This window comes from Empedobacter sp. R750, assembly GCF_030324345.1.
Taxonomy (GTDB): Bacteria; Bacteroidota; Bacteroidia; order Flavobacteriales; family Weeksellaceae; genus Empedobacter; species Empedobacter falsenii_C.
The window spans coordinates 325,026-351,149 of sequence record NZ_JACAGF010000001.1 but is presented as its reverse complement, the minus strand read 5'-3'; the positions used below and the strand labels follow the sequence as shown (position 1 = coordinate 351,149).

Below are 26,124 nucleotides of genomic sequence, written 5' to 3'. Positions count from 1 at the left end.
AAAATTCATTTATGAAATTATTTACAATTCCAAATTTTCTAACACTACTTAATCTTTCATGTGGTGTATTATCAGCCATTTTCATGATTTCGAGCAATGCTCAAATCACAACTACCACAGTTACAATTGTGATGGTTTTGATGTTGATTTCATTAGTTGCTGATTTTTTGGACGGAATGGTTGCACGACTAATGAATATTGGTAGCCCGATTGGAAAAGAATTGGATTCTTTGGCAGATTGTATTTCGTTTGGTGTTGTACCAGGATTGATGTTATTTTCGATGTTTAATCATTTTTCAACTGATTTTATTTATGAAAATGAGAATTTAAAAATTGCTGCAATTTCATTATTTGCTTTTTTAGTTCCTGCTTTTTCGGCGTTACGATTAGCAAAATTTAATTTAGATGAAGATCAAGCAACGTATTTCAAAGGTTTGGCAACACCATCAAATACCTTATTTATTTTCTCATTATTTTCTATCTATTACAATAATGGACAAATTATAAATCCATCTCTTGATCCGTATTTATTAATTGCCGTTTCTATTGTATTTAGTGTTTTATTAATTGTCGATTTACCATTATTTGCCTTAAAATTTAAAGGATTGAGTTGGGCAGAAAATTATTATAAATATATTTTCTTAATCATTACATTAGGTTTAGTGGCTTGGTTGCAAGTTGCTGCAATTCCGCTAATCATCTTATTGTACATCCTTATCTCAATCATTTTTAGAAAAGAAATTACAAAATGAAATTAACTAAAAATATCTGTTTCTTTGATTTAGAAACAACTGGAACTAATGTTTCAAAAGACCGTATTGTTGAAATCTCTATCGTGAAAGCTTTGACAGACGGTTCAAAAGAAGTAAAAACTTGGAAAGTTAATCCTGGAATTCCAATTCCACCAGAAACAACTTTAATCCACGGAATTTCTGACGAAGATGTTGCCGATGCGCCTTCTTTCAAAGAACTTGCCCCTGCGATTATGGAAATGATTAAAGATTCTGATTTGGCAGGATATAATTCAAATCGTTTTGATATTCCACTTTTAGCAGAAGAATTATTACGTAATGGTTTTGATTTTGATTTATCAAAACATCGTCCAATTGATGTGCAAGTGATTTATCATAAAATGGAACCTCGCAATTTAAGCGCTGCTTATAAGTATTATTGCGATAAAGATTTGATTGATGCACATTCTGCGGAAGCTGATACAATTGCGACTTACGAAGTTTTGATGGCGCAAATCGAGAAATATGACGAGCTTGAAAATGACAATAAATTTTTGAGCGAATTTTCTTCTCAACGCAAAACGGCTGATTTAGCTGGATTTATTCAGTACAATGATAAAGACCAAGAAATTATTTCGTTTGGCAAGTATAAAGGACAAGTTGTGACGGATATCTTTGCGAAAGATCCAGGTTATTATGCGTGGATTCAGAATGCCGATTTTCCTTTATATACAAAGAAAGTTTTTACTCGAATCAAATTACAAAACGGTTTTTAAGCGATGAAAATTATTTGTGTCGGACGAAATTACGTCGAACATGCAAAAGAATTAGATAATCCAATTCCAGAATCGCCTATGTTTTTTATGAAACCAGATTCGGCCATTTTAAGAAAGGGTTTTCCTTTTGTTATTCCAAGTTTTACGAAAGAAGTTCATTTTGAAACGGAAATTGTAATTAAAATTGATCGAGTTGGAAAAATGATTCAACCTCAATTTGCAGATCGTTATTTTTCAGAAATCGGTTTAGGAATTGATTTTACAGCGCGCGATGTACAACAAGAATTGAAAGAAAAGCGTTTTCCTTGGGAAATTGCGAAAGCTTTTGATGGTTCTGCATTTGCTTCTGATTTTCATCCAAAAGAAAATTTTGATTTAGAGAATTTAGCGTTCAAATTAGATCGAAATGGAGAAAACGTGCAAACAGGAAATTCAAAAGATATGATTTTTCATATCAATACGTTGATTGCAGAATGTTCTAAATATTTTACCTTGAAAAAAGGCGATTTAATTTTTACAGGAACGCCAGCTGGAGTTTCTAAAATCAATTCAAAAGATACCTTAGAAGGTTATTTGAATGATGAAAAAGTATTCGAAATAAAAGTGTTGTAATCATTAAAAATGAAAAACATATTTTCATTTATTATTATATTTTTATTGTTTTCTTGTAAAAAAGAAAACAATATTGTTACACCTATAATTCACGAGAATGTAACAACAATGAATTCAATTTCTGATAATTACGATTCGATTACTACAAAAGTGAAGAAACTTGGTGATGAAGAAGCTTATTCAGAATTATTTTATCATTTAAAAGATTCAAATTTTGAAGGTAGAACAGATTCTTTAATGGTTTATTCAAAAATAATGGCAGAAAAATATCACTTTGAAAAAGCTTATATAGATTATTTGGATGCTATAACTGAGAAATATGGAATAGAAAATGATATTGGAAATTATTCAACAATTAATCTTTCACAATTAAAATCTAAAGAAAAGCAGGAAATTATTGATTGGCTTTCTAAAATGGTTGAAAAAGGAATAATTACAGAAAAACAATTTCAAGAAGTTAAAAAATAATAAAAGAGCGAAATTTCGCTCTTTTATTGTTTATACCACTACCTTTAATCAGAAATAAAATTAAAAATGGAAGACTATATAAAAATTGAAGAAAAACTACAAAATGATTTTGATTTATTGAAATCGAAAAAGAATAGAATTAGCAATATCAGGCTTATTGCATTTATTATTTCAGTTGTATTTTTCTTGCTTTATGTTACGTCGAGCAACAATTTATATTTGATTATTTCTTCTATTTTATTTATTGTTTTTATCATTTTAGTAGTTAAAACTTCTAAAATTTCTTCGCAACTTAATTATTCCATCCAAGCATTAGAAATTATTAATCAAATAAAAACTGATAATTCTATCGATCAATTTGTTGAAGATAATTCTCAGTTCAATAATGTTTACAACAAAGATTTAGATATTCTGGAAGGAAATTCGATCTTCAATCGAATCAATAAAACGCAAACTCGTATTGGTAATTTACAGCTCAAACATTTTTTATCGAATTTGATTTTAAACAAATCTGAAATTATTGATAGACAAAATGCTTTTGAAGAATTGGCTGAAAAAAGAAATTGGATTGTGACATTTTTGACGTTTACTAAGCGATTAAACATGAATCAATCTTCAATTTTTGTGTTCGAAAATCGTGTATTTAATACTGATTCAATAAAATTACTTCCAATCATCATTTCTGTTCTGAATATTTTGTGCTTTACCGCTTTAGCAATTATTGGTTTTCCGAAAGAAATTGTTTTTTATTGGATTTTGGGTGCAGTTATTATTCCGAATGCAATTTCCATGTTTTATAAGCAACAACTTCGACGAATTGCGGCGTACACGACAATGAAAGCAGATGAATTGGATAATTTATATGAAGTTTTTCGACATATTGAAGAGGAAAAATTTGAGTCAAAACTAAACGCTGAAATTAAAAATAAGTTTGTACATCCTTTCAAATCATCGGATTTAATCAAGACAATTTCTTCAACAAAAGAAACTTTAGATGCAGCAAATTTCCCACTTGTAGGCTTTGTGTTGAATACATTTTTCTTGTGGCGATTACATTATTCGATCAAATTTGAAAATGAAATTCAAAAAACGGTTCATCAAATCAAACCTTGGTTAGATGAATTAGCCAAATTAGAAGCCTTCGTTTCATTTGCACTATTCAACGATAAACATACTTCATTTACATTTCCCGAAATCGTAGAAGAACCGTATGAATTAAAAATTATCAATGGTTTTCATCCTTTATTAGATGAAAAAATAGTTGTGAAAAATGATTTGGAAACCAATCGTCCAAACAATATTGCGATTATTACAGGTGCAAATATGGCTGGAAAAAGTACTTTTTTGAGAACAGTTGGAACAAATTTGGTTTTAGCGATGAATGGCGCAAAAGTGAGTGCAGAAAAAATGTCATTTTACCCAATGGATTTATTTACAAGTATCAGAACGGTTGATAATCTGTCATCTGGCGATTCTTATTTCAAAAATGAGATTAACAAATTGAAAATATTAATTGAACGTTTAGAAAATAATCAACCACAAATCATCATTTTAGATGAAATTTTAAAAGGAACAAATTCGGAAGATAAATTAATTGGTTCGCAGAAATTTTTAGAAAAATTAATCAAATCTCCCACAAAATTGATTGGTTTTATTGCGACACATGATTTGGAATTAACGAAAATGGAAAGTGAAAATCCGGATCATATTATTAATTATTGTTTCGAATTAAAAAACGTGGACAACAATTATTATTCGGATTATAAATTAAGAAAAGGCACAACCAAAATGATGAATGCCATTTTCTTAATGAAACAATTTAGAATTATTGATTAATCTTAAATTGTTAATTTAATTCTTTGATAAAATTCGCATCAATCGCATTAAAATCATCAACAATACAATTTGCTTTTGAAATATCTTGTTGTTTCGAATTTACACTTTTGTAACCCAAACAATACAAACTTGCTCGTAAAGCCGCTTCTACTCCATTTTTACTATCTTCGATAACAATACATTCGCTATGTTCGGACTTTGCTAAATCAGCGGCATGCAGAAAAATGGCTGGATCTGGTTTTGATTTCGGAAAGTTTTCGCCAGAAACTTTATGCGTAAAATATTGATTCAACTCAAAACGATTAAAAACACGATCGATTGTCGATTTTGAAGCCGATGAAGCCAAAATCAATTCAATTCCATTATTGTATAAATCTCTAATCAACCTCTCAACACCATCAATCAAATATAAATCTGGTTTTGTATCAAAAGCTTCATTAAAAATTGTACGTTTTCTCAAAACCAAATCGTTCACTTCATCTTTCAAATTGAATTTATCTTTCAAGATTTGATAAACATTTTTTGTCGATTGTCCTGTAAATGTGGCAAATAATTCTTCCGTAACCGGAATATTTAGTTCTTTATAATGTTCGAAATAAGCATATTTATGTACTGGTTCTGTATCGACGATTACGCCGTCCATATCGAAAATTACAGTTTTAATCATTATTATTTTGTTTCTACAAAATTAACTTTTTTAAGAAAATGATGTAAAAGTTTAAACTTTAGAATGATTTTAAATTAATCGATTATATTACTGATATAAAGGGTTATATCCGAAACCAAACAACAATACTTATGTTAAAACTTAACATTAAGATAACATTTGCACGCTTTTTGTAAAATTCTTGGCATAACAAAGTTAAAACTGAAAATTTGATAAAAATGAAAAAAGTATTATTAGTAGCTGTAATGGCATTAGGAATTTCTCAAGTAAATGCTCAAAACTATAAAAATGCTTTAGGTGTTGTTGTAGATTTAGGAGACGGAGAGACACTCGTAGGTCCACAATTCAAGCACTCTTTTGATGGTAAAAATGCGGGTAACGTACAAGTTATGTTTGGAGATAACATTACTGTTTTAGGTGCAGATTATACGTATAATCAACCTTTTTCTGGTGCAAATGGATTAGGATGGTATGTTGGTGTTGGACCTCAATTATCTTTTGTAGATGGAGGTAAATTTGAGGACAAAACTTATTTTGCAATTCGTCCGCAAGCTGGTTTAGAATACAAAATTCCTTCTGCTCCATTGGCTTTACATTTTGATTGGAAACCATGGTGGAACTTAACAAACGATTCTAACTTCGAAGCTGGTCGTTTTTCTTTAGGATTTAAATACACATTTAACTAATCAAACGTTAAAAATATAGTAAGCCACTCACTTGAGTGGCTTTTTTTATAAGTAAAATCATATAATCTATACATAAATTAATTTTATTCCTCTGAATTAATCGTTATTTTTGAAAGATTTTGGATTTTATCTAAGACCAATTATAGATTAACACTATTATTTGATTATTCAAGATATAATTCCGAATTTTAACTTAGTATTAGATTTAATAACATTTATAGAAGATGAAACAATTAATTGGGACAGGAGTTGCTTTGGTTACGCCTTTTCAACAAGATGGTACCGTAGATTATGCTGCATTAGAAAATTTAGTAAACTATAGTATCGATGGCGGTGTTGAGTATTTAGTTATTTTAGGAACTACTGCAGAAGCAGCAACACTTACAAAGGATGAAAAGAAACAGGTAATCGAAACAATAAAGAAGGCGAATGCTAATCGTGTTCCGATGGTTTTGGGTATTGGAGGTAACAATACGGCAGAAGTTATTAATGAATATCAAGAAACAGATTTAAGTGATTATATCGCAGTTCTTACAGTTTCTCCTTATTATAATAAACCAAATCAAGAAGGGATTTACCAACATTATAAAGCGATTGCAGAAAGTACAGATGCCAACATTATTTTGTATAATGTTCCTGGTAGAACGGGTTCTAATATCTCAGCAGATACAACAATTCGTTTAGCAAATGAATTCAAAAATATTGTTGCAATTAAAGAAGCTTCACCAGATTTCTTACAATCAACAGATATTATTCGTAAAAATACACGCGAAGATTTCAATATTATTTCTGGTGATGATGAATTCGCTGTACCAATGACTTTAGCTGGAGGTTCTGGTGTTATTTCTGTTATCGGACAAGGTGTTCCAACTGTTTTTACAGATATGATTCGTAAAGCAATCAACAAAGAAGTTGTTGCTGCTTACGAAGGTCATTACAAAGTTGTAGAAATTACACGTGCTATTTTCGAGGAAGGAAATCCTTGCGGAATAAAAGCTGTTTTAGATAACAAAGGCGTTTGTAAACCATTTACAAGATTACCTTTAGTTCCAGCATCAGCTAACTTGACAACAAAAATTAACCAATTATTATCAAACATCTAAAAAAATAAAGCTATGATAAAAGATACAATATTAGACGCATTAAACAAACAAATCAAATTAGAAGGAGATTCTTCTCAATTATATTTAGCTATGGCTTCTTGGGCAGAAGTGAAAGGTTTGGAAGGAACTGCAAATTTCTTGTACTCGCATGCAGACGAAGAACGTATGCATATGTTAAAATTAATTAAATTTATTAACGAAAGAGGCGGAAAAGCGTTTGTTCCACAAATTGAAGAACCAAAACAAGATTTCACAACATTGAAAGAAGTTTTTACTGCAATTTTAAATCACGAATGCTTTGTATCTGAATCAATTAACGACATTGTAGGCTTAACATTAGAAGAAAGAGATTATTCAACTCACAATTTCTTGCAATGGTATGTTTCTGAGCAAATTGAGGAAGAAAAATTAGCAAGAAATATCTTAGATAAGTTAGAAATGATCGGATCTGACAAGGGAGGTTTATATCTATTTGACCGTGACGTAGTTACGTTAAGCGTAGACGCAACAGCGGAATAAATCAAAACTTTGAGATTTTATTAAGAGGATAAGAAAAAAATATTTTATACTTTAGTCCTCAAATTTTATTAAATTTGCAGAATGTTTAAAAAACTAAGCTTAGTAGTTTTAATTGGCGCTTCTTTAGTGTCTTGTAACAAGACCTATAACAAAGCGATGAAAAGTACGGATAAAGACGAAATCTTTACATTGGCTACACAATTGTATCAAGATGGTAAATATGATTTGGCAAACGAATTGTATGAAAAAATTTCTACATCATTTGTAGGAACAGAAAAATCTGCGGACATTGCCTATAATATGGCACAAGGTAACTTTAACGAAAAAAGTTTCCGTTTAGCAGGACATCAATTCAAAAGCTTTGCAGGAGCTTATCCTATGGATAGCCGCGCAGAAGAAGCGTTGTTCAAATCTGCATTTTCTTATTACAAAGATTCGCCAAAATATGACTTGGATCAAACAAGTACATATACAGCAATCAGTGAGTTACAAGGATTTATCAATTCGTATCCAGAATCAGCACACGTTGCAGAAGCGAATAATTATATTACAGAACTTAGACAAAAATTAGAGTTAAAGTCTTTCGAAATTTCAAAAGTTTATTACAAAACAATGAAATACAAGGCTGCTGGAGTTTCTTTTGACAATATGGTTGATGAATATCCAGATTCTAAATTTCGTGAAGAAGCAATGATGTATTCATTACGTTCTAAAACAGAATTGGCATTAAATTTCTCTCGTATCGAGAACAAGGATTTACGTTTACAAGATGCTAGAACACAATATCTATTGTTAACAAGATATTATCCACAAACAAAATTTAAAGCAGAAGCTGATAAATTGATGGAGAAAATCGACAAAGATATGGTGGAGACTAAAAAACAATTAGCTGATATAGAAGTAGCTAAAAAGAAATTTGAAGCTGATCAAGCTGAATTAAGCAAAGAGCAAAATAATAAATAATAGTAAAATATATAAAATTCTTTCATTATGAATTTCAAGGATATCGGTGCAGCACCAACAACACAAACTTATGATCGTAATAAAATCGATGAGAAAACAGGAAACTTATACGAATCGATTGTAATTATGGGTAAAAGAGCAGAACAAATCAACCAAGAAATGAAAACTGAATTAATTCAGAAATTGGATGAGTTTGCTGCACATACAGATTCTTTAGAAGAAGTTTTTGAAAACAGAGAGCAAATCGAAGTTTCAAAATTCTACGAAAGATTACCAAAACCGACTTCTATTGCGGTTAAGGAATGGTTAGACAATGACGTATATTACAGAAATCCAAATGAGGATAAATAATGTCTGTTTTACATAGTAAAAAAATTCTTTTGGCAGTTTCTGCCGGAATAGCGGCCTACAAAGCCGCTTTTCTTGTTAGAGGGCTTATCAAAAAAGGAGCTGATGTCAAAGTTATTATGACGCCAGAAGCTCAAAACTTCGTTACTCCACTTACACTTTCCACGCTTTCCAAACATCCAGTCGAATGGGAATTTTTCGGTGATAAAGGGGATTGGAATAATCATGTGGAATATGCTCTTTGGGCAGATTATATGATTATTGCGCCTTGCACAGCAAATACGTTGTCACATATGGCAGATGGGACATGTGATAATTTAGTTCTAGCAACTTATCTTTCAGCTAAATGTCCTGTATATTTTGCTCCAGCAATGGATTTGGATATGTACAAACATCCTTCAACTTTAGAAAATATTGCTAAATTAGAATCTTTCGGAAATATTTGTATTCCTGCTGAAGCTGGTGAATTAGCAAGTGGATTGGTTGGAGAAGGTAGAATGGCTGAACCTGAAAACATTATTGCGTTTTTGGAAAGTACAATCGAAGCTACTCTCCCACTTCACGGAAAAAAAGTAGTGGTTTCTGCTGGTCCTACATACGAAAACTTAGATCCTGTTCGTTTTATAGGTAATTATTCTTCTGGAAAAATGGGATTCGAGATTGCGAAAGCTGCTACTAATTTGGGTGCTAAAGTTACCTTGGTCAGTGGTCCAAGTCACGAATCTGTTACCGGTTTTCCTATCGATCGAATAAATGTTGTTTCTGCTCGTGATATGTACGAAGCGATGCACGCTAATTTTGCTGATGCTGATGTTGTTGTAATGTCGGCGGCTGTTGCAGATTATCGTCCAAAAGAAATGGCTGAGCAAAAAATTAAGAAAGAAAATGATGATAATTTAATTATCGAATTGGTGAAAAATCCTGATATTCTAAAATCGTTAGGCGAAATCAAAACACATCAATTATTGGTTGGTTTTGCGTTAGAAACGAATAACGAAGAAGAATATGCAAAGAAAAAATTAGCCAAAAAGAATCTTGATTTTATAGTTCTTAATTCGATGCAAGATAAAGAAGCTGGTTTTCAGAAGAATACAAACAAAATTACAATTATTGACAAAGATTTATCAATGCAACAATTTGATGCAAAATCAAAAACAGATGTTGCAAAAGATATTTTAAATGTCATTTTAAATAAGTTATAAAATTTATTATGAAGAAATTAGCCTCAATTTTCTTTTCGTCGTGTTTAGCTATTTCGGCTTTCTCGCAAAATATTATTGCAGATGTAAAAGTCGATTATTCTCAAGTTCAAGGATCTAACACACAGGTTTATCAAACTTTAGAAAGATCATTAAAAACATTTATTAATTCAACAAAATGGACAAATGATCGTTTAAAAACATACGAAAGAATTGAAGCTAGTTTCGTCATTAATATAATTGAACGAGAGGGAAACAGAATGAAAGGTACGATTTTAGTACAATCTCGTCGTCCTGTTTTTAACTCAACGTACTATACGCCTGTTCTTAATTTATCTGACGATAATTTTACGTTTCAATACCAAGAATCTGAAGAATTAATTTTCAATGATCGCAAATTCAGTGGAAAAAATTTGACAGATGTATTAACGTATTACATTTATTTAGTTTTGGGATATGATGCAGATACGTTTGCGAAAGAAGGCGGAACTGAGTATTTCAAAATGGCGAAGAAAATTGCTGATTTCGGTCAAGCAAATAATAACTTCTCTGGTTGGAGCGAATTAGATGGAATAAAATCGCGCACAGCTTTAATTAACAATATTTTAAAATCGGATAATTCTACACTTCGAAATATTATCTATCAATATCATAGAAACGGCTTAGACATTATGTCTGAAAACGAAGTTCGTGGTAAAAATGCGATTGGAAATACGTTATTACAATTAGAATTTTACCAAAGAGGAAATTATTCTCAATTTTATCCGCTAGAACTTTTCTTAACAGCAAAAAATAGCGAAATTAGTCAAGTATTTTCAGGCGGACAGGTTTCTACGGTGAATATCGAAAAACTAAAAGGAATTTTAAATTCAATCGCGCCAAAATACAACGACAATTATTGGAATAAATTGAAAAAGTAAATGTTAAAAACTCTTCGCGTTAATAATTTTGCCATTATCGATCAATTGGAGATTGATTTTCATCAAGGTATGACCACAATTACCGGTGAAACTGGTGCTGGAAAATCGATTTTGTTAGGTGCTTTAAAATTAGTTTTAGGCGAACGTGCCGATTTAAAAGCCTTGAAAAATATTGATGAAAAATGTATTATCGAAGCTGTTTTTGAGATAAAAAATCTTGAATTAAATGATTTTTTCGAAGAAAATGATTTGGATTACGAAGACGAATCTATTCTGAGAAGAGAATTATTACCATCTGGGAAATCGCGCGCTTTTATCAATGATACGCCTGTTAAAGTCTCTATTTTGCAAGAATTATCAGAATTATTGATTGATATTCATTCTCAATTTAATACACCTAAAATTTTTGAAGCTGATTTTCAACTTTCGATGTTGGATATTTACGGAGAAAATAAAGACTTATTGAAAGAATATAAGAAGGATTTTAACCACTATATTTCTACGAAGAAAAAGATAAAAGACGCTCAAAATTCGTTAGAAAATCAATCTCAAGATTTAGAATATAAATTGCATTTGTGGGAAGAACTGAACAATGCTTCGCTAAAAAATGAGGAATTAGAAGAGTTGGAAATCGAGATAAAATCTTTGTCAAACGTAGAAGAAATTATTTCGACTTTGAATGAAACTTACCAATTTTTGGAGCATCCTGAAATGGGAATAATTTCTCAATTGAATGAAGCAAGCAATAAATTGAATAAAATTTCGGATTATAATTCACAATACAATTCGATTTACGAGCGATTGATTTCATCAAAAATAGAATTGCAAGATATTTCGGGTGAAATGAGTAGTTTGATAGATTCGACTGAAATTAATCCTGAAAGATTACAAGAAATTACAGATCGCTACGATTTGATTCATAAATTATTACGAAAACATAATGTGATTTCTGTTGAAGAATTAATTGCAAAACGTGATGAATTAGAAAGTCAAACTTCTGGGTTTGATAATTTGAGTGATTTAATTATTCACTTAAATAAAGAATTGAATTCAATTTCAGAAAAACTTGAAAAACAATCAATTAAGATTAGAAAAAATAGATTTTCTTCTATCGAAATTATTAGAAAAAATATCTTGAATACGTTGTCACAATTAGGAATGGAAAATTCTCAATTAACGATTCAATTAAACGAAACAGCAGATTTCACAGCAACTGGAAAAGATGAAGTTTTGTTTTTATTCTCGGCAAATAAAGGAATGGAACCGCGTATTTTCGAGAAATCTGTTTCTGGTGGAGAACGTTCTCGATTGATGTTAGCGATTAAAAAATTATTGGCAACGCATCAACATTTACCAACGTTGATTTTAGATGAAATTGATACAGGAATTTCTGGAAAAGTTGCGAATGAAACAGGAAAAGTAATGCAAACAATGGCTGAAAATATGCAACTTTTAGTAATTACGCATTTGCCACAAGTTGCTTCAAAAGGAAATTATCAGCTAAAAGTTTACAAAGAAGTTGTTGACGAAACGACACAAACAAATGTGATAGAACTTTCTCAACAACAACGTTTAGAAGAAATTGCTCAAATGATTTCTGGTTCAGAATTAACAGATGCAGCAATCAATCAAGCAAAAGAATTAATGAATTTGAATTAAAATTAAAATTCTAGATCATATAATATCAAAAAAGCTCGAGAAAATTCTCGAGCTTTTGTTTTGTATAAATCTGAAATTATTTCGTTAACTTTTCCAGCGAATATTCAATCATTGCATCAACTGCTTTGTAAGAATCGGCACTAAATTCACCTAAAATTCTATTCGCAACAATTGCATTTATTGATAACGCTTCGTGTCCCATCATCGCTGATAATCCATAGATTGCAGAAGTTTCCATCTCGAAATTAGAGATTCTTAAACCTTCGTAATTAAAAGTTGTTAAACGCTCATTAATATCAGCTGGATTTGGTTGCAATCTCAAATAACGCCCTTGAGGTCCATAAAAACCACAAGCTGTAGCCGTTACTCCTTGAATCGTTTTTTCAGAAGCCAATTTATCTAACAATAAATCAGATCCTTTTACTAAATATGGACGAGCTTTATTCGACGACCAATCTACATGTTTGATAAAAGCATCTTCTACCTCTTTATTCATCACCGCTTCGCTCCCAACATAATAATGTAAAAGTCCATCTAAACCTAAACCGTGAGAACCAATAACGAAACTATCTACAGGAATATCTGCCTGTAAAGCTCCAGAAGTTCCCATACGAACAAATGATAGTTTTCTGAAATCTTTTTTGATCTCACCAGTTTCTAAATCGATGTTAGCCAAAGCGTCTAACTCAGATAAAACGATATCAATATTATCCGTACCCATACCAGTCGAAATAACTGTTAAACGTTTACCATTCAACGTTCCTGTATGCGTTACAATTTCTCTTTTGCTTGCTGTGTGCTCGATTGTATCAAAATGTCTTGAAACTTTTTCGACACGATTCGGATCACCAACAGTTATAATAGTATCTGCTAAATGCTCTGGTCTTATATTACAATGGTAAACACTTCCGTCTGCATTTAAAACTAATTCTGATGCTGCTTTACTCATGATTTAAAATTAAAAATAAGAGAACAATATACGATTTTTATCAGTAAAAATTGCAAAGAAAATGTTAACCTCCTACTCTTTTCACTTTAAATCCTTTATCTTTCAGAAAGGCCATAATCTTATCGCGATAATCTCCTTGAATGATGATTTGTTCGTCTTTAAAACTCCCTCCAACACCCAAAAATTGCTTAATTTCTTTTGCTAAAAGTTTGAAATCTTCTGTTTCTCCTTCGTAACCTTCTATAATTGTATTTACTTTCCCTTTTCGTTTCTCAAACTTACAAATTAAGGGTTCTTTCTGAATCCATAACTCATGTTGTTCTTCATTTGATACTTCTTCTGGCTCAGGTATATGATCGGGAAAAAGATTTTTTAATTGATCTTGTAAATCCATAGTATATGATGTAATCCTTGTAATAAATGGCGTTGTAAAATCGGAATTCGTCCATTTGTACCATTATATTTACAAAGATAAAATTTTATTGCAGTTGTTTTATAAACCAATTTGGAACTTTATCTGAAACTATTTCAAGTTCATTTCTCTTAACTTGAGCAAATAATCTCATTTCTTGAGTTGAATTATCAAAAATATAGGCTTTATCTACAATTTTTAAAGCTGGAAATAAATTCATTAAAGTAGAATGATATCTTTTAATCACCTTTTCATCAGGTACAGCGTGTCCACCTTTTTCTACTCTATTTTCAATTCGAGAAATATTAATCAAAGGATCTTCAATGCAGACAAAATACATATATGTTTTGAAACCACGCTTTTTAGCATCCACTATTTCATCAATTTTAGAAGGATGACTCATTACCGTCTCAAATGAATAAGATTTACCTTTAATCAATAAGTGTTTTCGGATAAATGAAGTAATAAAAGATGCTTCGTAACTATGTGTAGACTTAGATTTATCAACCAAAACATTATTTCGAAACTGCACATCAATTGCTTTTCCTTCATTATTTGCTTTTTTGAATAATGAAATTGAAGCAGGCTCCGCTTTGAAATCTTCAAAATCTTTTTCGGTAAGTTTTAGTTCATATCGATCCAAATCAATAAAACCTTTTGAAGAAATTTCTTTCTCAATCAAATCTGAATTGATAAAATATCCAGCATTAAATTTTGATGAGATTGAATCAAATAAAGTAGACTTTCCTGATCCATTTGGACCAGCAAAAACGCGTAAACGTTTTATTTTAGACATAATTTAGCTCCTTTTTTCAATTCAGCTGGAACTTTTATTCGATCTATTGTTTTAATCACCTTAATTTCTCCATTAGGTTTTCTCTCGATGATTCGATTTCCTTGAACATATTGAACTGATAAATCTAATGCTTCCGAAACTCTAATTGCAGCTTGTGATGCAGACTTAGCTAAACGATTTAACGCTCCTGCTTCTTCTAATTTTAGTATATCTGATTCTTTGTTCATAATGATAGAAATTAAATTAACAATAATTATTCACCAATAAATATACGCAAATTTAGTCAAACCATTGTAATAATAAAAGCTTGACTTCATTCAAAAATCTAATCTTTTGAATCTAAATCATATAATTTTTATAAAAAAAACGATAAAATAATTATTTGATAATTTATTCCTAACAGATTAACAATAATCGATATTCATCTTTATTTTCTTTCGGTGCGCGATGTACACAAGGCAAAACTTTTTGTTCTGGATGATCAACTGCCAATCGCCAAAGATTTCCTAATCCTAAATTAATTGGTTCTACACCTGGACGAATTTGATAATGCAAATCAAAGAAATATTCTTTCAAAAAATCTTCAAATCCATCGATGTGTTCATCATATAATTCGAATAATTTTTCTCTAATTTCAGGAATCAAGATTTTTTGTTGGGCATCTTCATTCGCTACAGTATCACTGGCAGCGCCATAATATGTACACAAAAAAGTATCCGTAGGAATTGGCGAACGATCAACGTGAAATGAATAAACATCTGTTGAAATAAAATCAAATTCACTATCGCGTTCGTAGCATTTTAGTAAATTTAAAGTTGGCGAAGCACCGAAATCAGTTAATTGTTGTAAATCATTAATCAAAATATTTCTCGCTTTAATTCCTTCTTTAGATAAATCTAAATCATTCAAATCATCAATGGAAATAACAGTAATATCATCTTTTAAAATCAATTGATTCACAATTTCCTCAAAATCACCTTCCAAATTTCGCTGCCAATTTATCGCATTATTTTTCCCAGAAAAAGCTGTATGTACAAGTTCATCAAACGAAGAAACGACAAGAACTTGTTGTTGATTAGAATTATTTTGAGCAATCATATAGCCACAAAATTACTATTTATCGAAAAATAATTCAGTCTAAAAATTAAATTATTCCGAATGCAAATTCTCCTTTACAAAAGTTGTATTTTTACCAAAGATTAAAAGACAATGGAAAAAGAAATTATCACCAAAACATTTACATATAAAGGCCACACCAAAACTTTTAGCGCAGAAGTGCAACCTTTACCACCTTTCAATCCAGAAACTATGGATCGCGTGAAGTATGAGGAAACTAAAGAAGCCCATTATATGCTTGCCGAAGCGGAAGTTTATAACCAGAAAACAGAATGGTTTTTTAAAATTGAACAAGAATTGCAAAAATAATGAAACGACACTTACGCTAAGTGTCGTTTTTTGTTTAAGTTTAATCCACAAAATTAAAACATGAAACAAATTACTCTAGCATTATTTACACTTATTACGCTTTCAGCTTGTACTTCTAGCAAAACGGTTTTTCATCAAAAATGGACAACGAAACAAGCACCAGAAAATTTTGTTGCTCGATTTGAAACAACAAAAGGAAATATTGATATCGAAGTTGAAAGAAAATTATCACCAAAAGCTGTAGATCGTTTTTATCAATTAGTTAAATATAATTTTTTCGAAGATGGTACTTTTTATCGCGTTGTTCCGAATTTTGTTGCACAATTTGGAAATACAGACACAATTGTTTCTAATCAATGGAAAAAATTTATTGTAGAAGATGAACCTGTTATTGCTGGAAATAGTAAAGGAGCTTTGAGTTTTGCGCGCGCTGGAAAAAACACAAGAGATTTGGATTTGTTTATTAATCTGAAAGATAATCATCGTTTGGATACAATCAATTCGAATGATGTTGTAGGTTTTCCAAGTTTTGGAAAAGTAGTGAACGGAATGAATGTTGTAGAAAGTTTGTATGATGGTTACGCTGGACAAACAATGGAAGACGAAGAAATTTTTAACAGTACAAAATTAATGCGCGAAAGATATCCAAAGCTTGATAGAATCTTGAATGCAAAAATCATTAAACTGAAAAAGAAAAAGCAGTAAAATAATGTGACATAAAGTTTTAACATGACACAAAAATCAATTTAATTGTTTTGGCATGTACTTTGTAATACATAATACGTTTTTAAAACATATTTTGTGAAATGAAAAAATCAAAATTCTTTAAAGTCGCTGGAGCAGCAGCAATGGCAGCTCAAAAAGACAAATCTTTTTTTGAAAAAGTAAAGGCTTTTTTCAAAATGTTAGGTGATTACAAAAATGGAAGTTACAAACCTGACAACATGAATTTATTTCTTGGATTTGCCGCAACTTTATACATTATTTCTCCTATTGATATTATTCCAGAAGCGCTATTTGGACCTTTTGGTTTGATAGATGATTTTGGGATTTTACTTTTTGGAATGAAATATTTCAACAAAGAAGTACTGAAATATCTTGCATGGAAAGATACACAAAGAGCCTATGCAAATGTTGAAGATGCAAAAATTATTGAATAACAATAAATTAAATAGCTATCAAAAATCCGATTGAATTTTCAGTCGGTTTTTTTGTTTTTAGATTATTCAAAAAGTGCGCTCTTTCTCATAAATAAAATTTATTATCTGCCAATTATTCATTAGATTTGAGCAATAACAATACTAAAAACTAAAACACGTGAATAATGGTAATTATTAATAATTTCGATGAATACAAAGCTTTCGAAGGTAAAGAAATAGGTAAATCTGACTGGCATATAATAAATCAAGAACAAATCAATCGCTTTGCTGATGCGACTTTAGATCATCAATGGATTCATACAGATCCTGAAAAAGCAGCTAACGAAGGACCTTTCAAAAAAACGATTGCACATGGTTATTTAACGCTTTCTTTAATTCCTCATTTATGGGATCAAATTGCGGAAGTGCGTAACATCAAAATGTTAATCAATTATGGAATAGAAAGTTTGAGATTTGGACAGGCTGTTTTGGTTGATAGTGAAGTAAGATTAACTGCAAAATTGAAATCTATTACAAATTTGAGAGGAATTGCAAAAGTTGTCATCGAAGCAAATTTAGAAATTAAAGATAATCCGAAACCTGCTTATACAGCGGATGTGGTTTTCCTTTACCACTTTAATGATTAATCAGAAATTAATATAATTTACAAAGCTTCTATTTTTTATAGAAGCTTTTTCTTTTCATAAAATATCGAAGTATCTTGCGCTCGATTTTATATAGCATGCAAAAAATTCAAAATACTAAAACCTTAATTTCTATTGTTGGACCGACTGCAATTGGTAAAACAAATTTGGCAATAGAAGTTGCAAAACATTTTCAATCAGAAATTATTTCTTGTGATAGTCGTCAATTTTTCAAAGAGATGAAGATAGGAACTGCTGTTCCTTCTGAGGAAGAGTTGGCTGAAGTGAAGCATCATTTTATTCAAAATATTTCTATTCACGAAAAATATTCGGTTGGTGATTTTGAGCGCGATGGTTTAGCTTTTTTGGATAATTATTTCGAAACAAATGATATTTGCGTTATGGTTGGCGGTTCTGGTTTATATGAAAAAGCGATTACAGTTGGCTTTGACGAATTTCCAGATGTTGATCCTAAAATCAGAGAAGATTTGAATAATGAGCTTGCTGAATTTGGAATTGAAAAATTGCAAAAAGAATTGGAAGAAGTCGATCCAAAGTATTTCGAAGAAGTTGATATTTTCAATAAACAGCGTGTAACACGTGCTTTAGAGATTTACCGAGCTTCGTGTTTACCTTTCTCTCACTTCAGAAATCAAGATTTGAACAAACGTCCATTTAACATAATTAAAATTGGTTTAGAACTTCCTCGTGAAGAAGTGTACGACCGAATCAATCGTCGAGTTGATATAATGATGAACGAAGGTTTATTAAATGAAGCCAAAAATTTATTTTCGTTAAAAGATTTGAATGCTTTGCAAACTGTTGGTTATCGAGAATTGTTTGATTTTTTTGAAGAGAAAATTACATTAGATTTTGCAATTGAAGAAATCAAAAAGAATACAAGACGTTTTGCAAAACGACAAATGACATGGTTCAAAAAAGATGAAACTGTCAATTGGTTTTCTCCTTTCGATCAAGAAAATATCATTAATTTTATATCGAACAAAATCTAAATTATGGAAAATTTTGTTGCCATCGATTTCGAAACTGCAAACAATTATCGAAATTCTGCTTGCGCGGTTGGGATTGTAACTGTGACGGATAATGTGATTACGGACGAATATTATACGTTAATTCAGCCACCGTTAAATCAATATAATTATCATAATATTTTGGTTCACGGAATTCGTCCCGAAGACACAATTGATGCACCAAGTTTTGAAGATGTCTATTTTGAAATCAAACATCGTTTGCAAAATCAGCTTGTTGTTGCACATAACGAATCATTCGATCGTTCTGTTTTGAAAAATACAATGGAGTTTTATAGTCTTAATTATTCTCAACTTAACCTTGCGGAAAAGTGGGAATGTACATACAGAATTTACAAACAGAAAGGAATTGTTCCTACAAAATTATCCGATTGCGCTCGCCGATTTAATCTACAACTCAACCATCACGAAGCTTTATCTGATGCAAAAGTTTGTGCTCAATTATACTTATTAAAATAGTTTTTACTAAAAATTTATCTGGTTAAACGTTTAAAAAATAATTCTCACACAAATTATAATATATTTATATTCAATATTATATCCATTTACAAATATTTGTAAGTATTTACAAGTATTTAAAATTGATTAATCACACTTTACTGATCAGTTTTTCTAAGAAAAATTTAATGAAGTAAAAATTCAATTATAAATAAGGTTTGATTTTGTGGAATGAATTGAGAATGTAAAAATTTGAAAATTAACTATCAGAATTTTTGATAAGATGAAGTATAAACTAAAATTTAGTTCTAAGAATTTCGTTCGAAATTGGATAATTTTAAGAAATTGAAAAATTGATTTCAATTAGGAATTTAATCGAAGAAGAAAAATAATGACGTTATGTATTTAACATAATTAAGAAGATCATTTTGGGAAGATTTATTTTAAAATCGAAGATGGATTCCTCCCCTACTCTTTTTAAAAATACAAAAAAAGGTTGCAATTGCAACCTTTTCTTATAACATTATAACGCCTTCTATTTTTGAAACTTCTTTGTAATAATTGATTACTGTATCCGCATCAATCACATAAAGTTTAATCGAAATAGATGTATATTTTCTATTTTTTGAAGCTTTATATTCAAATTCAGCATTTGTTCCAGCAAAAATTTCTTTGATTTTTTTCATCGTTTCTTCACTTGAAGGATAAATGAATTTGAACAAATAATCTGCTGGAAATTTTTGTACATCATCTAATCTCTCTCTAAATTTTGCATAAAAATCTTGCTCGTTGTGAGAGCTATCTGGTATTTCTTCGAATGTATAATCTCTATTTGTGTCCATATCTATTATTTTATTGTTACAATGTCAAAAACAATACCACTTCACATTATTGATAAAATATAGAATTAATAAGACATTTTGGCATATTTTAAATCTTATAATTTCAATCTCATCATATAATCAATTTGTTCATCATCACCAAGTCTGAAAATATGTTGATCAAATTTTTCGAAACCATTTTTTAAATAGAAATTAATTGCAGAAACATTCTTTTCCCAAACTCCCAGCCAAATTGTATGTAGGTTGAGATTCTTCGTTATTTCTACAGCTTTATTAAAGAGAATTTGTCCAATTTTCTTTCCTTGAAACGATTCTAACACATAAATTCTTTCAATTTCTAAAGAATTCATATCATAAACTTCTGTTTGAGCATCACCAATATTCAATTTCAGATAACCGACAATTTCTTGATTAATCATTGCAAAAAAGAACAACGAATTTTGATTCTTTAATTCTTTTAATAATTGATCTTCTGAAAAACTTTCGGTCAAATATTTTTGCATATCCTCTTCTGAATTAGAAGAAGAAAATGTATCTGCAAATGTCTTTTTAGAGATTTCTTGAAGTTTTAAAATATCTTTTTCTTCAACTCTTTTTATTGTAATTTCTTCGTTCATTAATGCGAAACAAATTTTAATCCTACAATTGAACTAATTAATGTAAAAATAAAGAATATTCTCCAAAAATTAGCAGGTTCTTTGAATACAAAAATTCCGATTAAAACTGTTCCAACAGCACCAATTCCAGTCCAAACAGCATAAGCAGTTCCCAAAGGTAAAGTTTGTGTTGCTTTGATTAACAATGCCATACTTACGACCAAACACACTGCGAAAGCGCCGTACCACATATACATTTCTGAGCCTGTTGTTTCTTTGGCTTTTCCTAAAGACGATGTAAATCCGATCTCGAATAATCCTCCTAAAATCAATAAAATCCAATTCATTTTGTTAATATTTTGATGCAAAGATGAATTAGAAAAAAATAGTATTTTTTTACAAATGTTAAAAAATTATTCGCTTAAATTTCGGCGCGAATTCTACTTAATGTCACTTGGGAAATCCCTAAATACGACGCGATATAACCTAATTGCACACGATTAATCAAACTTGGATTTTCTTCTAACAATTTTTTATAACGATCAATCGCCGTTCCCAGTTGCCTAGAAATAAAACGCTCTTCAGTTTTTATCAATTCAATTTCAGCAAGTTTTCTTCCCCAATTTGCAATCTCTAAATTAGTTGCATAAAATAACTGTAAATCAGAAGATTTAATTTCATATAACTCGCAATCTTCCATCAATTCAATTGTTTCGTAACTAATTTTATTTTCGACATAACTTCGCATCGATAAAATCAAATCGCCTTCTTTCCCAAACCAAAACGTAATTTCTTTTCCATCATCAATTATATACGCGCGAACAATTCCTTTTTTGATGAAATATAGCTTTTTTTCAACTTTATCGGCATCAATAAGCGTGGTGTTTTTTGGTAATTGAATCAGTTGCATTTTATCTGCAATCAATTGAATAGACTGCGAGGAAAGTGGTGAAATTTGATCTAAGATTTGTTCTATTTCCATTATTGAAACTTGTCTAGTAAAAGTAAACAAAAAACTCAACCTAAAATAGGCTGAGTCATTCAAATTAAATTAACACCTGAAATCTACTTTGCATGTAGACCGCATTCTTTTTTACTATTATCTTCCCACCACCATCTACCGGCACGAAAATCTTCGCCTTCGTTTATAGCACGTGTGCAAGGAGCACAACCAATACTTATGAAGCCCTTATCGTGTAGTGGGTTGTAAGGAACTCTATTTTCTTTCAAATACTCAAAACAATCCTCTGTTGTAAAATCAATCAATGGATTGAATTTGAATAATTGTTTTTCTTCATCAAACTCTATTTCGTGCATATCATGTCGATTATTCGATTGCTCTGCGCGCAAACCTGTAATCCAAACTGATGCTTCTTTTAATGCACGATTCAGAGGAATTACTTTTCTGATATAGCAACATTGTTTTCTTAAATCAACCGAATCATAAAAAGAATTAATTCCATTTTCTTCAACAAACTTTTCTAACTCCTCTGTTGGCGGATAAAATGGTTTAATCTTCGCTTGATATTTCAATTCAGTTTTGTTCCACGTATTGTAAGTTTCCTGAAAAACACGTCCTGTATCTAAAGTGAAAATCTCAATATTATCTAATTTTTGACTCAAAATAGCATGCGAAATAACTTGATCTTCGAAACCAAAACTTGTCGAAAAAACTATCTTTTCTTTTACATTATCATTTAAGAACAACAATTTTTCATCTAAACTTGACTGTGCTATTACTTCCTCTAATATTTCTTTTAGTTGATTCATTTTGCATATATAATCTCTATAGTTTTTATAGAGTAATTATTTTTAACAAATGTATAAATTCCAACTTTCTAAACAAAACTAATCTCGACTAATTTTATAGATATAATGCAATATAGAATCAATAAATTATATAAGCAAATTTTATTTATACTTAAATCATCTACGAGAATAAATTATCATATTCGTAAAAAAGAAGAAAATCAGTCCAAATTGGCATTAAACAGAGGTTTTCGAAGAGTTTAAATTATTAATTAACTCAAAAAACAATATCATTATTAGGATAAAAATATTTAAAATATCATAAAAACAAATTCTATCTAATCATCTTCGAGAACAAATTATGAATATCATAAACGAAAAAAGTCAAACTTTACAAAGTTTGACTTTTTAATTTATATTTTTTGTAATGATGAATTAGGACAAAAATGGACGAAAATAACCAAATCCAATAACCGAAAAGTGGTAAATCATATTCATGTATTTGTAAAATATCTAATCTTGTCAAATGATTAATTCCGTATAATGACATTTGAATAACAGCGATAATACCTAATATTAATCCTATTTTTTTCTTATAAAAAATCCAAGATAATAATAATGTAAAGTTCCCTAACCAACAAAAAAAGTCCAAATAAGGAAAAGTCATCCATCCGACATAAGCGTATATATATCCTGAATATTCTTCGGGATTGTCAAAAATGAAATGCACAGGTAAAATCAAACTCACCAAATAAGTTAAAATACTTACATATAAAAACAGATTATTTTTCCAATTTAGCTTCAAATTCTTCTATTTGTTTTTCCAATTTTTTATTCACTTTTTTCAATTTGTTTTGAGGACTAAACATTGCATAAACCAGCAAACCTACTCCTACTCCCACAACAGCGCCAACTTTTTCGTTCTTATTAATTGCTTTCGAAATTGCAATTCCTGCTGCTGCTCCAGTTGTTACGATAGAAACTGTATTTTCAAAACCTTTTGATTTTGTATCTAAAACTTCCAATAAATTATTCATAGTTGATTATTTTTTTCAGTAAACGTTGCAATAAATATTCCTAAATATAAATCATTCCAAATTATTTTAAAAATTGTTCGTATTAATTCAAGTGTTTATCTTTGTTCGGTAACATTTTTAGAATGGAAATACAAGACAAAATTTTAGCGCTTCGAGAAGAGCTTACTCAGCATAATTATAATTATTACGTTTTAGATAATCCGACAATTTCTGATTTCGAATTTGATTTGAAATTGAAAGAATTGAAACGATTAGAAGACGAAAATCCTATTTTTTTTGATGTCAATTCTCCTACACAACGCGTTGGTGGAATGGTTACAAAAAATTTTCCGACGATTACGCACGAATTCAGAATGTATTCGTTAGACAATTCATATTCAGTTGAAGATTTGCAAGATTGGGAAAAACGAATTGAGAAAACGTTAGGTGAAAAAGTAGAATTTGTTTGCGAATTGAAATATGATGGCGCTTCGATTTCTATTTTGTATGAAAATGGAGAATTGACACAAGCTGTAACGCGTGGAGATGGAACACAAGGTGACGAAATCACGAATAATATTCGTACGATACAATCTGTTCCATTGAAATTGAAAGGAAATTATCCTGAACGATTTTATATGCGTGGCGAAATTACAATTCCGCTCAATAAATTTGCTTCAATTAATGAAGAACGCGCTAATAATGGTTTAGAATTATATGCTAATCCTCGAAATACCGCTTCTGGATCGTTGAAATTACAAGATAATACAGAAGTTGCAAAACGTGGTTTACAATGCTTTCCGTATTATTTTATCGGAAATAATTTGCCTTATTCTACGCAATGGGAAATGCTACAAGCCGCTGATGAATTAGGTTTTAAGATTCCGCATACGTCAAAATTATGTACTTCTTTGGAAGAAGTTTTGGCTTTTGTAGATCATTGGGATATCGAACGCAAAAATTTACCTTACGAAACGGACGGAATTGTGATCAAAGTGAATTCTTTTTCGCAACAAGATGAATTAGGTTATACTGCGAAATCTCCACGTTGGGCAATGGCTTATAAATTCAAAGCTGAAGCTGCCGAAACCGAATTATTGAGTATCGATTATCAAGTTGGTCGTACTGGAGCAATTACACCTGTTGCAAATCTAGCGCCTGTTTCTTTGGCTGGAACAATCGTAAAACGTGCTTCTGTCCACAACGAAGATATTATCAAAAAGTTGGATATCCGCATTGGTGATATGGTTTATGTGGAAAAAGGAGGTGAAATTATTCCGAAAATTGTCGGTGTTAATACAGATGTTCGTCAACCTGGAACCGAAGAAATCGAATTCATTAAAAATTGTCCTTCTTGCGGAACAGAATTAATTCGTAACGAAGGCGAAGCACAGCATTATTGTCCAAATGAGAATGGTTGCGAACCTCAAATTATTGGAAAATTAGAGCATTTTGTTTCTCGAAAAGCAATGGATATTGAGGGCTTAGGTGGTGGAACTATAGAAATTCTTTATTCTAATAATAAAATCTCAAATATCTCAGATTTTTATAGTTTAAATAAAAATGAGATTATTGGTCTTGAAAAATGGATTGATAATGATTATGCTGGATTAAAGTATAAAAATCAATTACAAGTAGACTTAGTTAAAGCAGTTTTTGCTCTTTCAAAAAAATGGGGAAATCTAACAATAAAAGATAGCGAATTCATAACTAAAAATGTTAAATCATTAAATGAGTTATTAAATATTGAAACAGAAAATAATAAAATTACAAAATTCATCTCTGAACTTAAAAATTCATTAACTAATATTGATTACCAAAATTACTATTCCTTAGAGAATTATGTTTCTCTAAATTTACTTTTAGATATTAAATTTCCAAATATCTTAAATCAAAATTCTGATTTATTTAGTAATAAAATTTACGATATTGATACTATAAAATATATTGACGAATTACTTGTTTGGAATAATAAAAATAATAAAGATTTCGAACAATTTATAATAAGTATTGCTGATAGAAATAGAATTGGTATTAAAGAAAAATCTGCAGAAATTATTTTAAACTCAATTGAAAATTCTAAAAATGTCAATTACGAAAGGGTATTATTTGCTTTAGGAATAAAATTAGTTGGAGAAACAGTTGCTAAAAAAATTGTTAAGAAATTCAATTCTATTGAACAATTAATAGATTCAAGTATTGAAGAATTAGAGTCTATTGATGAAATTGGAAACAAAATTGCATTAAGTATCAAAAATTATTTTTCTAATGAAAATAATTTAAATATTGTACATAAATTAAAAAATTACGGGTTAAAATTTGAACTCGACAATTCATCAATTCCAATATCTAGTATACTTGAAAATAAAACATTTTTATTTACTGGCTCATTAACCAAATTCAATCGAACTGATGCGCAAAAAATGGTGGAAGATCATGGAGGAAAAAATATTTCCGCAGTTTCTAAAAATTTAAATTATCTAGTAGTTGGTGAAAATGCCGGAAGTAAACTAAAAAAAGCAGAAGAAATAGGAACTGTTATCGTATTGACTGAAGACGAATTTTTAAATTTAATAAATTAA

33 protein-coding genes are annotated in these 26,124 nt (G+C 30.1%); 20 read left to right on the top strand and 13 right to left on the bottom strand.

From position 1 onward, the window contains the following. The first annotated feature begins 11 nt into the window (after window positions 1-11). From HXZ74_RS01875 to HXZ74_RS01855, 5 genes are all read left to right on the top strand, one after another. Window positions 12-752, top strand: a complete 741-nt coding sequence (locus tag HXZ74_RS01875) for a CDP-alcohol phosphatidyltransferase family protein (RefSeq protein ID WP_286473582.1) — start codon at window positions 12-14, stop codon at window positions 750-752. Continuing rightward, the gene (locus HXZ74_RS01870) at window positions 749-1,507 is read left to right on the top strand and encodes a 3'-5' exonuclease (RefSeq protein WP_038334216.1); all 759 of its coding nucleotides are present in this window, start codon (window positions 749-751) and stop codon (window positions 1,505-1,507) included. The genes HXZ74_RS01875 and HXZ74_RS01870 overlap by 4 nt, the downstream gene beginning before the upstream one ends. A 3-nt stretch (window positions 1,508-1,510) precedes the next feature. Further along, complete coding sequence (locus HXZ74_RS01865) at window positions 1,511-2,119, top strand: fumarylacetoacetate hydrolase family protein (protein ID WP_286473580.1); 609 nt, start codon at window positions 1,511-1,513, stop codon at window positions 2,117-2,119. Window positions 2,120-2,128: 9 nt separating this feature from the next. Next, complete coding sequence (locus HXZ74_RS01860; RefSeq protein WP_152606127.1) at window positions 2,129-2,587, top strand: hypothetical protein; 459 nt, start codon at window positions 2,129-2,131, stop codon at window positions 2,585-2,587. Between the two features lie 66 nt (window positions 2,588-2,653). Continuing rightward, window positions 2,654-4,423, top strand: coding sequence for a MutS-related protein (locus tag HXZ74_RS01855; RefSeq protein WP_038334227.1), 1,770 nt, complete (start codon window positions 2,654-2,656; stop codon window positions 4,421-4,423). Window positions 4,424-4,433: 10 nt separating this feature from the next. On the opposite strand, the gene HXZ74_RS01850 is transcribed toward HXZ74_RS01855, so the two are convergent. Next, the gene (locus HXZ74_RS01850) at window positions 4,434-5,090 is read right to left on the bottom strand and encodes an HAD family hydrolase (RefSeq protein ID WP_280035666.1); all 657 of its coding nucleotides are present in this window, start codon (window positions 5,088-5,090) and stop codon (window positions 4,434-4,436) included. Window positions 5,091-5,308: 218 nt separating this feature from the next. Between HXZ74_RS01850 and HXZ74_RS01845 the strand changes: the two genes are divergently transcribed. The 8 genes from HXZ74_RS01845 to recN all read left to right on the top strand — a co-directional run bounded on the left by HXZ74_RS01845 (window position 5,309) and on the right by recN (window position 12,487). Further along, window positions 5,309-5,776, top strand: coding sequence for a hypothetical protein (locus HXZ74_RS01845; RefSeq protein WP_280048866.1), 468 nt, complete (start codon window positions 5,309-5,311; stop codon window positions 5,774-5,776). Between the two features lie 224 nt (window positions 5,777-6,000). Beyond that, on the top strand, window positions 6,001-6,879 hold the full coding sequence (gene dapA / locus HXZ74_RS01840; RefSeq protein WP_280048867.1) for a 4-hydroxy-tetrahydrodipicolinate synthase: 879 nt from the start codon (window positions 6,001-6,003) through the stop codon (window positions 6,877-6,879). A 12-nt stretch (window positions 6,880-6,891) separates the two neighbouring features. After that, window positions 6,892-7,398 carry a ferritin gene (locus tag HXZ74_RS01835; RefSeq protein ID WP_125349386.1) on the top strand — a complete coding sequence of 169 codons (507 nt, stop codon included), beginning with the start codon at window positions 6,892-6,894 and terminating at the stop codon, window positions 7,396-7,398. An 81-nt stretch (window positions 7,399-7,479) separates the two neighbouring features. Next, on the top strand, window positions 7,480-8,361 hold the full coding sequence (locus HXZ74_RS01830) for an outer membrane protein assembly factor BamD (protein ID WP_038334250.1): 882 nt from the start codon (window positions 7,480-7,482) through the stop codon (window positions 8,359-8,361). A gap of 27 nt (window positions 8,362-8,388) precedes the next feature. Beyond that, window positions 8,389-8,712, top strand: a complete 324-nt coding sequence (locus HXZ74_RS01825) for a DNA-directed RNA polymerase subunit omega (RefSeq protein ID WP_019973784.1) — start codon at window positions 8,389-8,391, stop codon at window positions 8,710-8,712. Next, window positions 8,712-9,911 carry a bifunctional phosphopantothenoylcysteine decarboxylase/phosphopantothenate--cysteine ligase CoaBC gene (gene coaBC, locus HXZ74_RS01820; RefSeq protein WP_280061428.1) on the top strand — a complete coding sequence of 400 codons (1,200 nt, stop codon included), beginning with the start codon at window positions 8,712-8,714 and terminating at the stop codon, window positions 9,909-9,911. Before HXZ74_RS01825 ends, coaBC begins: the two co-directional genes overlap by 1 nt. 8 nt (window positions 9,912-9,919) lie before the next feature. Further along, window positions 9,920-10,828, top strand: coding sequence for a type IX secretion system protein PorD (gene porD / locus HXZ74_RS01815; RefSeq protein WP_038334260.1), 909 nt, complete (start codon window positions 9,920-9,922; stop codon window positions 10,826-10,828). Further along, window positions 10,829-12,487, top strand: a complete 1,659-nt coding sequence (recN, locus tag HXZ74_RS01810; protein WP_286473578.1) for a DNA repair protein RecN — start codon at window positions 10,829-10,831, stop codon at window positions 12,485-12,487. A 76-nt stretch (window positions 12,488-12,563) separates the two neighbouring features. Here the strand turns inward: recN and HXZ74_RS01805 are convergent, their stop codons facing one another. The 5 genes from HXZ74_RS01805 to HXZ74_RS01785 all read right to left on the bottom strand — a co-directional run bounded on the left by HXZ74_RS01805 (window position 12,564) and on the right by HXZ74_RS01785 (window position 15,742). Then, the gene (locus tag HXZ74_RS01805) at window positions 12,564-13,436 is read right to left on the bottom strand and encodes a nucleoside phosphorylase (RefSeq protein WP_180904406.1); all 873 of its coding nucleotides are present in this window, start codon (window positions 13,434-13,436) and stop codon (window positions 12,564-12,566) included. 64 nt (window positions 13,437-13,500) lie between these two features. Next, on the bottom strand, window positions 13,501-13,830 hold the full coding sequence (locus HXZ74_RS01800) for a translation initiation factor (protein ID WP_038334267.1): 330 nt from the start codon (window positions 13,828-13,830) through the stop codon (window positions 13,501-13,503). 85 nt (window positions 13,831-13,915) lie between these two features. Beyond that, a complete protein-coding gene (locus HXZ74_RS01795; RefSeq protein ID WP_286473576.1) occupies window positions 13,916-14,644 on the bottom strand; it encodes an ATPase in 729 nt (242 codons plus the stop codon). Continuing rightward, entirely contained in the window at window positions 14,632-14,871 is a 240-nt protein-coding gene (locus tag HXZ74_RS01790; RefSeq protein WP_038334320.1) for a hypothetical protein, read from the bottom strand. Before HXZ74_RS01790 ends, HXZ74_RS01795 begins: the two co-directional genes overlap by 13 nt. Window positions 14,872-15,040: 169 nt before the next feature. Beyond that, window positions 15,041-15,742: a DUF1826 domain-containing protein gene (locus HXZ74_RS01785; RefSeq protein WP_286473574.1), complete on the bottom strand. Its 702-nt coding sequence runs from the start codon at window positions 15,740-15,742 to the stop codon at window positions 15,041-15,043. Window positions 15,743-15,853: 111 nt separating this feature from the next. Here HXZ74_RS01785 and HXZ74_RS01780 point away from each other — a divergent pair, with 111 nt between their 5' ends. From HXZ74_RS01780 to HXZ74_RS01755, 6 genes are all read left to right on the top strand, one after another. Further along, window positions 15,854-16,069 carry a hypothetical protein gene (locus tag HXZ74_RS01780; RefSeq protein WP_038334324.1) on the top strand — a complete coding sequence of 72 codons (216 nt, stop codon included), beginning with the start codon at window positions 15,854-15,856 and terminating at the stop codon, window positions 16,067-16,069. Window positions 16,070-16,129: 60 nt separating this feature from the next. Next, window positions 16,130-16,774 carry a peptidylprolyl isomerase gene (locus HXZ74_RS01775; protein WP_286473572.1) on the top strand — a complete coding sequence of 215 codons (645 nt, stop codon included), beginning with the start codon at window positions 16,130-16,132 and terminating at the stop codon, window positions 16,772-16,774. A 101-nt stretch (window positions 16,775-16,875) separates the two neighbouring features. Beyond that, the gene (locus HXZ74_RS01770) at window positions 16,876-17,229 is read left to right on the top strand and encodes a YkvA family protein (RefSeq protein ID WP_286473570.1); all 354 of its coding nucleotides are present in this window, start codon (window positions 16,876-16,878) and stop codon (window positions 17,227-17,229) included. Between the two features lie 164 nt (window positions 17,230-17,393). Continuing rightward, complete coding sequence (locus tag HXZ74_RS01765) at window positions 17,394-17,855, top strand: MaoC family dehydratase (RefSeq protein ID WP_280035653.1); 462 nt, start codon at window positions 17,394-17,396, stop codon at window positions 17,853-17,855. A gap of 95 nt (window positions 17,856-17,950) precedes the next feature. After that, on the top strand, window positions 17,951-18,865 hold the full coding sequence (miaA, locus tag HXZ74_RS01760; RefSeq protein ID WP_286473568.1) for a tRNA (adenosine(37)-N6)-dimethylallyltransferase MiaA: 915 nt from the start codon (window positions 17,951-17,953) through the stop codon (window positions 18,863-18,865). Between the two features lie 3 nt (window positions 18,866-18,868). Beyond that, complete coding sequence (locus HXZ74_RS01755; RefSeq protein ID WP_286473566.1) at window positions 18,869-19,360, top strand: 3'-5' exonuclease; 492 nt, start codon at window positions 18,869-18,871, stop codon at window positions 19,358-19,360. Window positions 19,361-19,854: 494 nt separating this feature from the next. Here the strand turns inward: HXZ74_RS01755 and HXZ74_RS01750 are convergent, their stop codons facing one another. The 7 genes from HXZ74_RS01750 to HXZ74_RS01720 form a co-directional block, all read right to left on the bottom strand. Further along, a complete protein-coding gene (locus HXZ74_RS01750) occupies window positions 19,855-20,181 on the bottom strand; it encodes a DUF493 family protein (RefSeq protein ID WP_280061420.1) in 327 nt (108 codons plus the stop codon). A gap of 95 nt (window positions 20,182-20,276) precedes the next feature. Beyond that, on the bottom strand, window positions 20,277-20,798 hold the full coding sequence (locus HXZ74_RS01745; RefSeq protein ID WP_286473564.1) for a GNAT family N-acetyltransferase: 522 nt from the start codon (window positions 20,796-20,798) through the stop codon (window positions 20,277-20,279). Further along, the gene (locus tag HXZ74_RS01740; protein WP_115000591.1) at window positions 20,798-21,124 is read right to left on the bottom strand and encodes a DMT family transporter; all 327 of its coding nucleotides are present in this window, start codon (window positions 21,122-21,124) and stop codon (window positions 20,798-20,800) included. The genes HXZ74_RS01745 and HXZ74_RS01740 overlap by 1 nt, the downstream gene beginning before the upstream one ends. Before the next feature lie 74 nt (window positions 21,125-21,198). Next, the gene (locus HXZ74_RS01735; protein WP_038334366.1) at window positions 21,199-21,759 is read right to left on the bottom strand and encodes a Crp/Fnr family transcriptional regulator; all 561 of its coding nucleotides are present in this window, start codon (window positions 21,757-21,759) and stop codon (window positions 21,199-21,201) included. 83 nt (window positions 21,760-21,842) lie between these two features. After that, window positions 21,843-22,547 carry a phosphoadenylyl-sulfate reductase gene (locus HXZ74_RS01730; protein ID WP_286473562.1) on the bottom strand — a complete coding sequence of 235 codons (705 nt, stop codon included), beginning with the start codon at window positions 22,545-22,547 and terminating at the stop codon, window positions 21,843-21,845. Between the two features lie 370 nt (window positions 22,548-22,917). Continuing rightward, window positions 22,918-23,331, bottom strand: a complete 414-nt coding sequence (locus tag HXZ74_RS01725; protein ID WP_280061417.1) for a hypothetical protein — start codon at window positions 23,329-23,331, stop codon at window positions 22,918-22,920. Further along, window positions 23,309-23,563 carry a hypothetical protein gene (locus HXZ74_RS01720; RefSeq protein WP_115000598.1) on the bottom strand — a complete coding sequence of 85 codons (255 nt, stop codon included), beginning with the start codon at window positions 23,561-23,563 and terminating at the stop codon, window positions 23,309-23,311. Before HXZ74_RS01720 ends, HXZ74_RS01725 begins: the two co-directional genes overlap by 23 nt. Window positions 23,564-23,685: 122 nt before the next feature. Here HXZ74_RS01720 and ligA point away from each other — a divergent pair, with 122 nt between their 5' ends. Further along, window positions 23,686-26,124 (top strand): NAD-dependent DNA ligase LigA, encoded by a 2,439-nt coding sequence (ligA, locus tag HXZ74_RS01715; protein ID WP_280035648.1) that lies wholly within the window; start codon window positions 23,686-23,688, stop codon window positions 26,122-26,124.